Raw genomic sequence first — 13,888 nt, forward strand, 5'->3', positions numbered from 1 at the left:
ACCTGACATATCTGATGGCAAAACATCTCATTGACCGCGGCACGCGCACTGCGCTGGCTCTTCTCGTCACCGCCGCGATCGCCGGCGGCGCGACTGCGCAGAATGCGCCGGCGACGCCGAAACCCGCAGCCAACGCGGGACCTAAGGCCGCGCCGAAGGCCAAGGACGCCGGCGCGCAGAGCAATGCGGACAAGGGCCCGGCCACCACCGGCGCCACCCAGGCACCGCCGGACCCGGTGATTCCCGATCCGCGCCGCAACGTGCCCGCCAACATCTTCCAGACCTTCGACGCCAACCAGAAGGCGCAGGCCGCCAAGGTCTCGGCCTATCTGTCGTCGCTGCAAACGCTGGTCGGGAATTTCGTCCAGGTCGGTCCCGACGGCACCAAGACCAAGGGCGATTTCTACATCCAGAAGCCCGGCAAGCTGCGCTTCGAATATGACAATCCGAGCACTATCGAGGTGATCGCCGACGGCTCGTCGGTCGCGGTGCGCGACCGCAGGCTCGCTACCCAGGACATCTATCCGCTGTCGCAGACTCCGCTGCGCTATCTGCTGTCGGACCGCATCGATTTGATGAAGGACACCAACGTCGTCAGCGTCACCGCCGACGACGTGTTCGTCAGCATCACGATCGAGGAGAAGCAGGCGCTGGTCGGCACCAGCCGCTTCCTGCTGATGATCGGCGCCAAGGACGGCAAGCTCAAGCAGTGGACCGTCACCGATCCGCAGGGCTACGACACCACGGTTGCGGTCTACAATCTCGACGCGACGCAGAAGCCCGATCCGGGGCTGTTCAAGATCGACTTCACGACCTATCCGGGGTCATCGCCGGGTTAGCCTGTCCTTCTCCCTCGCCCCGCTCTTGCGGGGAGAGGTAAGCGTCCGTCCTGTGGACAATTGAAATCCACCGCGCGAACCGTGCTAAGACGCACCTCTCATGCGGTTCTCCGTCACCACCTGGAACATCAACTCGGTGCGCCTGCGCATCGATATCGTCGCCAAATTCCTGAAGAGCGCGCGGCCGGATGTGCTGTGCCTGCAGGAGACCAAATGCATCGACGATGCGTTTCCGCTGAAGCGCTTCAAGCGGCTCGGCTATGAGCACGTCGCGCTGAACGGGCAGAAGGGCTATCACGGCGTCGCCATCGTCTCGCGCCTGCCGTTCGAGACGACCGACATCCGGACGTTCTGCGACAAGATCGACTCGCGGCACATTTCGGTTTCCTTCGGCGGGAAAGCGCAGCTTTCGAAACCGCTGGTGCTGCATAATTTCTACGTGCCGGCCGGCGGCGACATTCCAGATCCCGCGCTCAATCCGAAGTTCGAGCACAAGCTGCAATTCCTCGACGAGATGAAGGCTTGCGAGCCGCTGCATCCGCGCGGCGACGATCGCCATATCCTGGTCGGCGACCTCAACGTCGCGCCGCATGAGAACGACGTGTGGTCGCACAAGCAGCTGCTGAAGGTGGTCTCGCACACGCCTGTTGAAACCGAGAAGCTGCTCGCGGCGCAAGCGCATGGCGAATGGTTCGACATCGCGCGCGAGCGGATCCCGATGTCGGAAAAGGTCTACACCTGGTGGAGCTATCGCGCCGCGGACTGGACCGTCGGCGACCGCGGCCGCAGGCTCGATCACATCTGGGTCTCGCGCGCGCTGAAGGATCACGTCAGCGACTTCAAGATCACCCGCGACGCCCGCAGCTGGGAGCGGCCGTCGGATCATGTGCCTGTCACGGCGGTGATGGAGGTTTAATCTCGCTGTCAGAGCAGCAACGTGATCCGTCACCCTGAGGAGCGCGAAGCGCGTCTCGAAGGGTCGACGGCCGCCAGCCGGGCCGTGCATCCTTCGAGGCTCGCGAGAGCTCGCACCTCAGGATGACGGGACAAACAATTCTCGCTAGGACGACAGCGGCTATGTGCTCAGCTTCCCGCCCGCGATCAAGATGTCGCTCGCGAGCTGGCTGGTGCGCAGCGCGAGCTCGTCGCGGAGCCGGCGGGCCGCGGCCGGATCGCTTTCCAGCACGCGCTGGAACAGGCTGCGCGCGACGCGAATCACCGAGCCACGCTCCAGCGCGGTCGCGGTCGAGGGCCGTTTCATCGCGACGATCAATGCGAGCTCGCCGATCAGCGCGCCGGGACCGGCGATGATCTCGGCGCCGCCTTCCTCGACCCGGAACGTACCACGCTGCACGACATAGCCGGCGTCCGCGGCGTCGCCGACCTTGAACAGCACTTCGCCTGCGTTGAAATCACGTTGCTCGGAGCCGATCGCCAGCATGCGCAAGGAGCTGTCGCCCAACAGACGCATCGTCGGGACCTGCTCAAGCAGGGCTACGTCATCATCGATCGACATTCAGGGCCGGTAATCGCGGTGCGCCTCGATTTCACGAATCGTTGAGCGCGAAGCGTATCACGGCACCAGCTTGTAGCCACCGGCTTCCGTCACCAGGATCTCCGGGTTGGCGGCGTCCTTCTCGATCTTCTGGCGGAGGCGGTAGATGTGGGTTTCCAGCGTGTGGGTCGTGACGCCGGAATTGTAGCCCCAGACTTCCTGGAGCAGGGTCTCGCGCGACACCGGCATCTGGCCGGCGCGGTAGAGGAAGCGCAGGATCGCGGTTTCCTTCTCGGTCAGCCGCACCTTCCTGGCGTTGTTGCCGGTGAGCATCTTCGAGCCGGGCCGGAACGAGTAGGGGCCGACCGAGAACACCGCGTCCTCGCTGGCCTCGTGCTGGCGCAGCTGCGCCCGGATCCGGGCCAGCAGGACCGCGAAGCGGAACGGCTTGGCCACATAGTCGTTGGCGCCGCTTTCCAGGCCGAGGATGGTGTCGGAATCGGTGTCATGGCCGGTCAGCATGATGATCGGGGCCTTGAAACCGCCCTTGCGCAGGCTGCGGACCACTTCGCGGCCGTCGGTGTCGGGCAGGCCGACATCCATCAGGACCAGATCGGGAGAATTGGCTTTGGCGGCAGTGGCGCCCTTGGCGCCGGTGTCGACTGCGGAGGCTTCGAACTCCTCGTGCAGGGACAGCTGCTCGACCAGCGTATCGCGCAGATCGGTATCGTCATCCACGATCAAGATCTTGCGGGCATTGGCCATAGGTACAATCCTTCGGGGGCGGGGCGGTCAGAAGCGGGGGACGCTTATGGCCGTAGCATCGGCTAGATACGTGCTCAGGTAGGCCGTCGTTACCGATTCACAAGGCAGCGCAGTCTACCTCAAATCAGGCGGGGCAGGACGTGAATGTCCTGTAATGCCGGGGGATAGAATGTTTGGGGCCTCCAAGGCAAGTTCAGTTTTGAACGATTCTTAAAGGAAGGTCAGCTATTTCAATCACTTATATGACAGCGAAACGTGATCGCCCGCTCTCCGCCATCGAGGTCCGCCGCGCCGCCGGCGATCCGCGCCGGGGCTGGCTGACCGCCGATGGCTGGACCGTTCCCGTGGCGCTTGGACGCGGCGGAATCCTCGCCAACAAGCGCGAAGGCGACGGCGGCACGCCGCGCGGCATCTTCCACCCCAAGCAGCTCTGGTGGCGCGCCGACCGGCACCGGCGTCCCCTGACGTTCCTGCCAGCCCGGCCGATCCGCCGCGAGGACGCCTGGTGCGAGGACCCCGCCGACCGCCATTACAACCAGCCGATCCGGCTCGACCGGGAGCAGGCCGGCGACCGCCTGACGCGCGAAGATCACCTCTACGACTTCATTGTCGAAATCGACCACAACGCCGCACCGCGCATCGCCGGCCGCGGCAGCGCCGTGTTCCTGCATCTGGCACGGCCGAATTTCGGGCCGACCGCGGGCTGCGTCTCGATGACCAAGGCGTCGATGCTGCGGCTGCTGCGGCGGATGTCGCCGCAGACCAGGATCATCATCGGATAGATAGCCGAGCATCGGTTTTCCCACGCGACAAACGCGACGCGCTTGTGCTGAGATCGTGCGCAACACAGAAAATTCCCGCAGGGACGAAACCGCATGCTCGACAACAACCAGATCGCCGCCGCCGCCAAAGTCCTGAACGATCACTGGCACGCGGGAACGAAACTCGGCGCACTCGACGGCGCCATCCGGCCGCACGGCCGCGCCGAGGGCTACGCGGTGCAGGCCGAGCTGGAAAAGACGTCGCGCGAAAAACTGTTCGGCTGGAAGATCGCGGCGACCAGCGAGGCCGGCCAGAAGCACATCAATGTCGCCGGGCCGCTGGCCGGACGCATCCTCGCGGAAACCCTGATCGCAGATGGCGGCACCGCATCGATGAAGGGCAACGCGATGCGCGTCGGCGAACCGGAATACGCCTTCCGCATGGCGCGTGATCTCGCGCCGCGCACCACACCGTACAGTGTGCAGGAAGTGCTCGACGTAGTCGGCACGCTGCATCCCGCGATCGAGATTCCGGATTCGCGCTTCGCCGATTTCACATCCGCCGGCGAGGCGCAGCTGATCGCCGACAATGCCTGCGCGCATCTGTTCGTGCTCGGACCCGCAACGCCGGCCGACTGGCGCGCGATCGATCTGGTCGAGGAGCGCCCGACCATCACGCTGCGCGGCGAGCGCTACACCGGCCACGGCAAGAACGTACTCGGCGATCCCCGTGCGGCCCTCGCCTGGTGCGCCAACGAGCTGCGTGCGCTCGGGCTGACGTTGCGAGCAGGCGAGGTCGTCACCACAGGCACCTGCCATCCGCCGCTGCCGATTCAGGCCGGCGATATGTTCGCGGCCGATTTCGGCGCGATCGGAAACGTGTCGGTGAAGTTCGCGTAAGCTGCACGCTCGCCGCACACACCGCCGTCGTCCTGGCGAAGGCAGGGACGACATCCCAATTGGGGTAACACCGTCATCCTGAGGAGCGCGCTCTTGCGCGCGTCTCGAAGGATGCACGGCCCGGCTGGTGGCCGTCGATCCTTCGAGACGCCGCTTCGCGGCACCTCTGGATGACGGGTTTGACGATGGCAATCCTGGGCGAGATTCTAGCGAGAGCCAGGACGACAGTCAGGGATGCGCCACCGTCCGCGTCCCGAAGATCGCCGAGCCCACCCGCACATGGGTGGCACCCATCTGGATCGCCACCGCGAAATCTGCGCTCATGCCCATCGAGAGATTCTTCAGCCCATTGCGTGCGGCGATCTTGGCGCAGAGCGCGAAATGCGGCGCCGGGGCCTGGTCGACCGGCGGGATGCACATCAGTCCTGAAATCTGCAGGCCATAAGTGTCGCGGCATGCTGTGATGAAGGTATCCGCGTCCTGCGGCGCGACGCCCGCCTTCTGCGGCTCCTCGCCGGTATTGATCTGGACGAACAGCTCCGGATGCTTCCCCTGATTTTTGATTTCCTTGGCTAACGCTTCGCAAATGCTGGCGCGGTCGACCGAATGGATCGCATCGAACAGCGCGACCGCCTCCTTGGCCTTGTTCGACTGCAACGGTCCGATCAGATGCAGCTGCAGTCCCGGGTTAGCCTGGATTAATTCCGGCCACTTGCCCTTGGCTTCCTGCACGCGGTTTTCGCCAAATACGCGCTGTCCGGCGCGAATAATCGGCAAAATTGCGTCGGCCGCGAATGTCTTCGACACCGCGATCAACGTCACCGACGCAGGGTCACGCCGCGCTTCCTTGCAGGCATGCGCGATCTCCTGCTCCACGGCGGCGAGGCCAAAGGCAGGGTCGTGTGGTGAATCAGCCGATAACGGCGCGGTCGGGCTTTGTGTCATGCTTGTGCCGTTCTCTGACAGGCGCGGGGGGTTGGCTCGAATTTTACCAAATTCGGGAAAGGCTTTTTGAAGCCCTTCACTCTACCTTGCGCCCGGGCAAGGGACCAGAATGTCGGGCGTCACTTTCAACCGCAACCGGGTCAAACTCAAGAAGGTTCTGGGCATTCGCGCCCGGCTCGCCTTGCTTGCGGTGGTGCTGGTCGCGCCCTTGATGCTCGATCGCGTCCGCACGCTGGAGAATTTCCGCTCAACGCAGATCACGCAGGCCGCGGCAGGCTATGCCAACCTCACCGCGCACGCCGCCGAGACCCAACGCGAGGTGGTCTCCTCGGTCGAGACCATGCTGAAATCGGCCGCCTATATCCGCGCCTCCGGCGGCATCGGGCAGAGCTGCGAGGTGCTGCGCGCCAGCCTGCCGACGATCCTGCCCTGGATCCGCAGCATCATGTTCGTCTCGAGAGACGGGCTGGTGCAGTGCTCGACGCTCAACAGCCAGGTCGGGCTCAATCTCGGCGACCGCGAATATTTCAAGAAGGCGCAGGACAACCGCGGCTTCGTGTTCAGCGACTATCTGCGCGGCAGGACCAATGGCCGGCCGATGATGATGGCCGCCTATCCGGTGGCCGCGATCAATCCGGAGCTCGACTCCATCGTCGTCGCTGGCATCAACATCGACTGGCTGTCGCAGATCATGGCCAATCTCGGCGGTCAGCCCGGCATGTCGGCCGCTCTGGTCGACTCGACGGGCGTCGTGGTCGCGGCGCCCGCTGACCATGCAAGCCTGATCGGCCGCTCGCTCGACACCATCCCCTTGATGTCCGCGATTGCGGAGAAGGCGCTGAGCCACGACGAACCATCCGGCTCGGTGTCGTTCACGGCGTCCGACGGCGCGCGGCGCACGCTGAGCTTCGCCCGCATCGCCGGAACGCAATCCCGCCTGATCGTGAGCATGGATGAGGCCAAGGTGACCGCGGCGATCAGCCGCGAGATCCGCACCGCCTATCTGCAGCTCGGCTTCGTCTGTCTCTTCGTTTTGTTGGGTGCCCTCGTCGGCGCGGAGCGGCTCGTGATCCATCCGATCGAGCTGATGACCAGCATGGCGCGGCGCTTCGGCGAGGGCGACTGGTCGGCACGCGTCGCCAAGCACAAGCTGCCGGCGGAATTCGTGCCGCTGGCGCGCGCCTTCAACGCCATGGCGGCGCAACTCAGCCAGCGCGAACGCGAGCTCGTCGCCTCCAACGACCGTCTCACCGTGATGGCCTCGATCGACGCGCTGTCCGGCCTCGCCAACCGCCGCGGCTTCCAGAGCCGGCTCGATTTCGAGTGGATGCGGGCGCAGCAGTATGAATGCGAGCTGTCGCTGATGATGATCGATGTCGATCACTTCAAGCTCTACAACGACACCTACGGCCATCCCGAAGGCGACGTCTGCCTGACCCGGATCGGCGAGACGCTGGCCGGGATCGCCGCCGATACGATGGGCTTCGCCGGCCGCTATGGCGGCGAGGAATTTTGTCTGTTGCTGCCGAACACCGACGCCGCGCATGCGCTCGCGATCGGCGAGACGGTACGCACCGCTATCCTCGGCCTTGCCGTACCGCACGCCCCCTCGAGCCATGGCGTGGTCACTGTCAGCGTCGGCGTCGCAACGACAAAGCCGAACGAGACCCAGCGCCCCGGCGACCTGATCGAAGCCGCCGATGCCGCCCTCTACGCCGCCAAACGCCGCGGCCGCTATGCCGTGATCGAGCACGGCTTCCTGCAGACGCTGGATGAAGCCGGGATGGCGCTGGCGAGTTGAGAGGCGCCGCAGGTTCTGCGAGCCTGTCAGATCGCGATGCCTGATCTCAGACAGCCATCAATTCATCGGCCGGGCAGAGCGAGGCGCGCGGTGCTTGTGTTTTGCGGCGGGCGCTGCGGGCACCGGCGTCGCATCCTTCACCCCGCCGATCCTGCGCAGCGCGGCGTCGGCGGCGCGCTCGCCGCTTTCCCAAGCACCGTCGACCGTGCCCCACAGCGTCTCATGCGTGGCCTCGCCCGCGAGATACATCGCGCCGATCGGTTCGGACAGGATCCTGCGGGAGAATTGCGCGCCGGGTGCTGCGGCCGACATCGCGCCGAGGATGAAGGGCTGCGCATTCCAGCGCGTCGCGCTGGTCTTCTTCACGGCGGCACCGACCTCGCTGCCATAGAGTTTGCTCAGCCATTCCACCGCGAAGGCGGACATCGCCTTCTCGCCCTGCGCGGACAGGTCGCGACCGAACGAGCCTGCGACGTCGATCGTGCACAGCGAGGAGCCCGCGATGTTGCCGTAGAGCAGCGCCGTCCTGGTCGAATTGCTCTGCTCGATGATGACGTCGTCGCGCGACAGCCCGAGCGGATTGCCGGGGATCTGCAGCGCAATGCGATCGTAGCTGCCGAGGCCGAGCTTGGTGGCGGCGTCGAGCGTGCGCTTCGGGATCTCAGGCGCAAACTTGATATTGCCGCTTGCGAGCACGTTGCTCGACACCGTGACGATGGCGGCGCGCGCGGTGATCTTGCCGGATGCCGTCTCGACCATCACGTCGCGATTGCTCCACAGAATACGCTGCGCCGGCGTCGACAGCGCCAGCGGCAGCTGCTCGCCGAGTTTCGCGATCAGCGCGCCGAGCCCCTGGCGGCAGGCGATCGCGGTGTTGCGATCCTGCGCGCGCACCTTGTCCGCGGCCGAGAGATCCTTGAGGTCCTTGCCGCTGAAATTGGCGCCGAGCAGGAATTCCGCGGTGCCGGCCCAATCGCCGAGATCCTTCGGCATTGCGGCGGCGCAGGCGATATCGGCCTTGCGCGAGGCGTCGTCGATGGCGCGATTGGCGCGCACCAGCGCCGCCAGAAACTCCTCGGTCTCGCCCGGGCGAGCGTAGCGCCGGCCGATGCGAATCTTCTGGCCTGCGGGCGCCGTGACGATGTCGAGGCCCGCGGAGCGCGCCAGCCGGATCATTGGATTGGTTTCGGGATTGTGCATCCAGCGCGCACCGCGGTCGAACGGCACGTCGAAGGTCGATGCATCGGTCTGGCAGCGACCGCCGACCTGGCCGGACGCCTCCACCACGATCACCTTGCGGTTCGCGGCGACGATCCGTCGCGCCGCGGCAATGCCCGCGGCGCCCGCGCCGATCACGACGATGTCGGCCTCGCGCGGCAGCGGCGCAGCGACAACCCGGCCGCCCAGCACGGGCGCCAGCGCGAGAGCTGCGGACGCCGACAGGAAATCGCGGCGGGTCACGGTCATGACATAGCTTCTGGCATGGTTTCCGGGGACTTGCGGAGAATGGGAACGCTTCACGAACTGTGCCGCATCTCACCGACCGCAGCAACCATCATGGTAAATCAATCATGATTGATCCGCCGATGGCATGAACTAAATTGCAACGGCTTGCGACCATGATTAAGTGGGCAGAAGCGGTCGTAGAACCGCTGGGGGGAATCCATGGGCGTAATGCTCGATACCGTCGGTAAATGGATCGCGGGGTACCTGCAGAAGGAAGTCCGCGGTTACGAGCCGTTCACGCCGAGCGACCCGGACCATCTGCGGAGCATCATGCAGCCCGGCGATGTGCTGCTGGTCGAGGGCAACAACCGGATTTCCGGCATCATCAAATACCTCACGCAATCGACCTGGTCGCATGCCGCGCTTGTCGTCGGACCGATCGACGGCGCGTTCGAGCCTGACGGCGAACAGCATGTGCTGATCGAGGCCAATATCGGCGAAGGCGTGACCTCCGCGCCGCTGTCGAAATACCTGTCCTATCACACCCGCCTCTGCCGGCCGGTCGGGCTGTCCTTCGAGGACCGCACCACGGTGTGCCGCTACGCCATCAACCGCATCGGCTTCGGCTACGACACCAAGAACATCGTCGATCTCGCGCGCTATCTGTTTCCGCTGCCGATTCCGCAGCGCTGGCGGCGCCGCATGATCGCGTTCGGCTCCGGCGATCCGACCAAGATCATCTGCTCGGCGCTGATCGCGCAGGCGTTCGACGCCGTGCGCTATCCGATCCTGCCCAAGATCACGCGTGCTGCCAGCCGCAAGGCGCGCCGCGAGATCCTGCACATCCGCGATTCCTCGCTCTACATGCCGCGCGATTTCGACATCTCGCCCTATTTCGAAATCGTCAAACCCACCATCGTGCACGGTTTCGACTACACGGCCCTGCACTGGGCCGACAAGCAGAAGCCGCTCCAGGAGGTAGCCGGCGAATTCAGTGTGTTTCCAGAGCACAAGTCGCCGCCGCTTGTTCCTGAAGCGATTGACGAAGAGGCGGCGCTTCCGGCTGCGGAAGTGACCGCGGAAACCGCACCGGTGTGACGGGTGCAGGCGTCAGGCCCGCCATGTCGAGCGCTGGCCGCCTCGACCGACGCCGCCGCCGAGGCGCGCGGCTATCAGAACCGCTCCGAGATCATCCGCGACCTCGCGCGCGCCGGCCTGCAACAGAGCGCGGAGGACGCGCCGTCAGGGCAATGCGTCGCGGCATTGGTCTATGTTTACGATCACGCCGCGCGCGACCTGTCGAAGCGGCTGGTACAGAATTTCCACGGCCATCACGACCTGTCGCTGGCGACGCTGCACGTGCATCTCGACGACGACAGCTGCATGGAGGTGACGGCGCTGAAGGGCGCCAGCGGCGAAGTCCGCCATCTCGCCGACCACATCATCGCCGAACGCGGCGTGCGTTACGGCCGCGTCGTGATGATCCCGACGGCACCGGACAAGAAGCCGCGCAAGCGGGGGCACAGGCATGATTGAGCTTGCGCTGCTGCGTAGCCCGGATGGAGCGTAGCGAAATCCGGGACGCTTCGTCCGCGGACGCAAGGCCCCGGATTTCGCTTCGCTTCATCCGGGCTACACGAAGAGTTCGCTACGCCGCCTTCGCCTTGGTGCCGCGCGGCAGGCCGGCGCGGGCGAGGCCGCCATAGAGCTGCTCATTCGGCATCTCGGCTTTCAGGATCGCGCGCACCGCGACCAGGCGATCGAGATCGATGCCGGTCGGAAATCCCTTGCTCTCGCAGAGGAAGACGAGGTCCTCGAACACGACATTGCCGGTGGCGCCCGGCGCGAACGGGCAGCCGCCGAGGCCACCGAGCGAGCCGTCGAGCACGCGGGCGCCCTCGTCGAGCGCGGCGGAGGCATTCGCGATACCCATGCCGCGGGTGTCGTGCAGATGGACGCAGACCGGCTTAGAGCCTGCGATCTTCACCGCGCCGCGCGTCAGCTCGCCGACCTGCTTCGGCCCGGCATAGCCGACGGTATCGGCGATCGCGACCATGTCGACGCCGACCTCGTAGAGCTTCTCAGTGAGGCGCAGCACCTCCTTCGGATCGACCGCACCGACGATCGAGCAGCCCAGCCCCATCGAGATCGCGGCATTGACCAGCGGCTTGTGCGCACTGGCGTCGCGCAGCTCGCAGAGACGTTTGATGTTCGCAATCGCGGACTCGCGCGAGCGGTTGGCATTGGCCTGGCTGTGCTCCTCGGTCGCCGACACCACCGAGGCGATCTCGGCGACACCGGAGGCCAGCGCTTCGTTGACGCCGCGCTCGTTCAGCGCCAGCGCGACACCATGCGCGCCGGGCAGCGCGGCGATGGTCGCGACGATGTCGCGGACATCGACGAATTGCGGGAAGGTCTTGGCCGGCAGGAACGAGCCGACCTCGAAATGCCGGACACCGGCGGCATATTCGTCGCGCACCCAGCGCTGCTTCGCCGCGGTCGACGGAAATGTCTTCACGAGCTGCAGGCCGTCGCGCAGGCCGACTTCGCGCAAGCTCACCTTGTCGTTGGGATAGATATCGTGGACGCGGGTCATGTCAGCCTCACGCAGCGTTTCCGGTTGATGAAATCTTCTGTTGTGCGAGTTCGGCGCGGACCGCATCGGTATCGGCGCCAAGCACCGGCACTTTCAGGCCTTCGCCGATATGGTGGCCGTTCCATTCGACCGGCAGCGCCGGAACGCGGAACGGCTTGCCGTCGGCATTGATGGTGTTGACGAGCCCGCCGGGCCGCAGCACATGCGGGTCGTGCAGCAGATCCTCCGGCCGGTTGATCGGCGAGAAGCAGATGTTGAGCGCGTCGAGCCTCGCCGAGAGGTCGGCGACGTTCCAGCCCTTGATCACCTCGGCGACGCGCGGAATGATCCGGTCGCGCGCCATGATGCGATCCGTGGTCGAGCGCAGCGTCGGATCGTCGGCGAACTCCTGCAAGCCGAACTCGCGGCAAAAACTCTGCCAATGACCTTCGGTGACGACCCCGATGAAGATGCGGTCGCCGCCGGCGGCATCGAAGATGTCGTAGATCGGCCAGGCATGCTCGCGCTCCGGCATCGAGCGCGGCTTGCGCCCGGTCATCTCGTACTCGACCATGTGCTGGGCAACCAGGAACAGGCAGTTCTCGAACAGGCCGATGCGGATGTCGGCGCCGTTCCTGTTGCCGCCCCGCTTCTGATAGAGCGCGGCGAGGATCGAGATCACGCCGAACATGCCGCCCATGATGTCGTTGGCAGAAGAGCCGACGCGCTGCGGCTTCTCGCTTGTACCGGTCATCGCGGCGAGCCCTGACATCATCTGCACGACCTCGTCGAGCGCCGGACGATGATCGTAGGGCCCGGAGAGAAAGCCCTTGTGGCCGGCGATGATCAGATGCGGATATTTCGCGCGCAGCTCCTCGGCGCCCAGGCCTTGCTTGTCGAGCTGGCCATCGCGAAAATTCTCCAGGAACACGTCGGCGCCGGCGAGCAGCCGGTGCATCGTGTCGCGGTCGTCGGACTTGGCGAAATCGAGCACAATGCTGCGCTTGCCGCGGTTGAACAGCGGGAAGAACGACACGCCCATGCCGCCGAGCGAGCGGGTCTTGTCGCCCGCGGGAGGCTCGACCTTGATCACCTCGGCGCCGAGTTGCGCCAGGATCATCCCGCAGGTCGGCCCCATCACCATGTGGGTCATCTCGACGACCCTTACGCCTTCCAGCGGCAGTCCGCTCCCGGTCATCGGTTTCTCCGTGCTCGTTGCGCTCGTTTTGACTGATCGGCGCAGGTTAGGCTTCCGCACGCTATCTGAAAAATATAATCTGTTGAATAGTGCATTCGTCGTTCTAGAACGCAGAGCCCCAATGGATTCGCGCCAGCTTCGCTATTTCATCGCGGTTTACGAGCAGCGCAACCTGTCGCGGGCGGCGGATCAGGCCAATGTCGCGCAATCCGCGCTCAGCCACCACATCGCCAATCTGGAGGCGGAATTCGCCACGCCGCTGTTCGAGCGCAAGCCGCGCGGCATGGAACCGACCGCGGCGGGCGAGCGGCTCTACGAGCACGCCCGCATCATCCTGCGCGCGATGGCGGCAGCCGAGCGCGAGATCAAGGAAGGCGGCAGCGCAATTGCCGGCGAGATCTCGATCGGCATGGCCAATTCCGGCATGAAGGCGATCGGCGTGCCGCTGATGCGGACCGTGCTGGCGAAATATCCCAACCTGAAGCTGTCGCTGACCGAGAGTCTCTCCGGCGCGACGCTGCTGCATTTGATGAGCTCCGATGTCGACCTCGCGCTGGTCTACAATCCGCCATCGGAAAAGGATCTGATCGCCGAGCCGGTGCTGGAGGAGCAGATGTTCTGCGTCGGCACCGAGAAGCTGATCGGCAAGAAGGGACCGATCACATTCGATCAGGTGGCCCAGCTGCCGCTGATCCTGCTGCGGCACGGGCTGTCCGCTCGCGCCTTGCTGGACGACCCCGTGCCGCTGAAGCGGCTGGAGGCCAATGCCATCCTGCACCTCAATTCGACCAGCGGCATGATCGGCGCCTTGACCGCGGGCTTGGGCTGCACGATCGCGACGACGCATTTCGTCAGCGAGCCGTTGAAAGCGCGATCGCTGGTCGCGCGCGAGGTGATCGAACCCAGGCTGAGCCGCACGCTCTATCTCTGCCGCTTGCGCAACCGGCCGATGACCTATGCGATGGAGGAGATGTGCCGGCTGATCCGCTCCCTGATCGCCGAACAGGTCGGGCGCGGCGCGTGGGAGGCAACGCTCCTGATCTGAAGCGCTTTCGAGCGCATCAAAAACAGCGCTATCGAAAATATCGAACGATCCCTTCGATATGTTCGTCTGGATTTCTGGCACCCGGCTGCCAAACATGCGCATCCGGAACGCCTTCGCA

At 65.1% G+C, this 13,888-nt stretch carries 14 protein-coding genes; 8 read left to right on the forward strand and 6 right to left on the reverse strand.

Annotation, left to right across the window (positions count from 1 at the left end; genetic code table 11):
- Positions 1 to 14: 14 nt before the first annotated feature.
- Both ACE10Z_RS43000 and ACE10Z_RS43005 read left to right on the forward strand, forming a co-directional pair.
- Positions 15 to 839, forward strand: coding sequence for an outer membrane lipoprotein carrier protein LolA (locus ACE10Z_RS43000; protein WP_375786080.1), 825 nt, complete (start codon positions 15 to 17; stop codon positions 837 to 839).
- A gap of 100 nt (positions 840 to 939) precedes the next feature.
- Entirely contained in the window at positions 940 to 1,755 is an 816-nt protein-coding gene (locus ACE10Z_RS43005) for an exodeoxyribonuclease III (protein ID WP_375786081.1), read from the forward strand.
- A 159-nt stretch (positions 1,756 to 1,914) separates the two neighbouring features.
- On the opposite strand, the gene ACE10Z_RS43010 is transcribed toward ACE10Z_RS43005, so the two are convergent.
- Both ACE10Z_RS43010 and ACE10Z_RS43015 read right to left on the reverse strand, forming a co-directional pair.
- On the reverse strand, positions 1,915 to 2,355 hold the full coding sequence (locus ACE10Z_RS43010; RefSeq protein WP_223971271.1) for a Crp/Fnr family transcriptional regulator: 441 nt from the start codon (positions 2,353 to 2,355) through the stop codon (positions 1,915 to 1,917).
- A 57-nt stretch (positions 2,356 to 2,412) separates the two neighbouring features.
- Positions 2,413 to 3,099, reverse strand: coding sequence for a response regulator transcription factor (locus ACE10Z_RS43015; protein WP_375786082.1), 687 nt, complete (start codon positions 3,097 to 3,099; stop codon positions 2,413 to 2,415).
- 242 nt (positions 3,100 to 3,341) lie between these two features.
- On the opposite strand from ACE10Z_RS43015, the gene ACE10Z_RS43020 reads away from it, so the two are divergent.
- Complete coding sequence (locus tag ACE10Z_RS43020; RefSeq protein ID WP_375786083.1) at positions 3,342 to 3,881, forward strand: L,D-transpeptidase; 540 nt, start codon at positions 3,342 to 3,344, stop codon at positions 3,879 to 3,881.
- Positions 3,882 to 3,974: 93 nt separating this feature from the next.
- The gene (locus ACE10Z_RS43025) at positions 3,975 to 4,760 is read left to right on the forward strand and encodes a 2-keto-4-pentenoate hydratase (RefSeq protein ID WP_375786084.1); all 786 of its coding nucleotides are present in this window, start codon (positions 3,975 to 3,977) and stop codon (positions 4,758 to 4,760) included.
- A gap of 228 nt (positions 4,761 to 4,988) precedes the next feature.
- Here the strand turns inward: ACE10Z_RS43025 and ACE10Z_RS43030 are convergent, their stop codons facing one another.
- The gene (locus ACE10Z_RS43030) at positions 4,989 to 5,705 is read right to left on the reverse strand and encodes a YggS family pyridoxal phosphate-dependent enzyme (protein ID WP_375786085.1); all 717 of its coding nucleotides are present in this window, start codon (positions 5,703 to 5,705) and stop codon (positions 4,989 to 4,991) included.
- 109 nt (positions 5,706 to 5,814) lie between these two features.
- Between ACE10Z_RS43030 and ACE10Z_RS43035 the strand changes: the two genes are divergently transcribed.
- Entirely contained in the window at positions 5,815 to 7,506 is a 1,692-nt protein-coding gene (locus tag ACE10Z_RS43035) for a diguanylate cyclase domain-containing protein (protein ID WP_375786086.1), read from the forward strand.
- 57 nt (positions 7,507 to 7,563) lie between these two features.
- On the opposite strand, the gene ACE10Z_RS43040 is transcribed toward ACE10Z_RS43035, so the two are convergent.
- The gene (locus tag ACE10Z_RS43040) at positions 7,564 to 8,973 is read right to left on the reverse strand and encodes a flavin monoamine oxidase family protein (protein ID WP_375786087.1); all 1,410 of its coding nucleotides are present in this window, start codon (positions 8,971 to 8,973) and stop codon (positions 7,564 to 7,566) included.
- A gap of 198 nt (positions 8,974 to 9,171) precedes the next feature.
- Between ACE10Z_RS43040 and ACE10Z_RS43045 the strand changes: the two genes are divergently transcribed.
- Positions 9,172 to 10,050, forward strand: a complete 879-nt coding sequence (locus ACE10Z_RS43045; protein ID WP_375786088.1) for a YiiX/YebB-like N1pC/P60 family cysteine hydrolase — start codon at positions 9,172 to 9,174, stop codon at positions 10,048 to 10,050.
- A gap of 3 nt (positions 10,051 to 10,053) precedes the next feature.
- Positions 10,054 to 10,488, forward strand: coding sequence for a nickel-responsive transcriptional regulator NikR (nikR, locus tag ACE10Z_RS43050; RefSeq protein ID WP_375786089.1), 435 nt, complete (start codon positions 10,054 to 10,056; stop codon positions 10,486 to 10,488).
- A 112-nt stretch (positions 10,489 to 10,600) separates the two neighbouring features.
- Here the strand turns inward: nikR and ACE10Z_RS43055 are convergent, their stop codons facing one another.
- Both ACE10Z_RS43055 and ACE10Z_RS43060 read right to left on the reverse strand, forming a co-directional pair.
- Positions 10,601 to 11,548 carry a hydroxymethylglutaryl-CoA lyase gene (locus ACE10Z_RS43055; RefSeq protein ID WP_375786090.1) on the reverse strand — a complete coding sequence of 316 codons (948 nt, stop codon included), beginning with the start codon at positions 11,546 to 11,548 and terminating at the stop codon, positions 10,601 to 10,603.
- A gap of 7 nt (positions 11,549 to 11,555) precedes the next feature.
- Positions 11,556 to 12,725 (reverse strand): CaiB/BaiF CoA transferase family protein, encoded by a 1,170-nt coding sequence (locus ACE10Z_RS43060; RefSeq protein ID WP_375786091.1) that lies wholly within the window; start codon positions 12,723 to 12,725, stop codon positions 11,556 to 11,558.
- A 121-nt stretch (positions 12,726 to 12,846) separates the two neighbouring features.
- Here ACE10Z_RS43060 and ACE10Z_RS43065 point away from each other — a divergent pair, with 121 nt between their 5' ends.
- Positions 12,847 to 13,770, forward strand: a complete 924-nt coding sequence (locus tag ACE10Z_RS43065; RefSeq protein ID WP_375786092.1) for a LysR family transcriptional regulator — start codon at positions 12,847 to 12,849, stop codon at positions 13,768 to 13,770.
- The last annotated feature ends 118 nt before the right edge of the window (positions 13,771 to 13,888 follow it).

The organism is Bradyrhizobium sp. Pha-3, from assembly GCF_042258615.1.
Classification (GTDB): Bacteria; Pseudomonadota; Alphaproteobacteria; order Rhizobiales; family Xanthobacteraceae; genus Bradyrhizobium.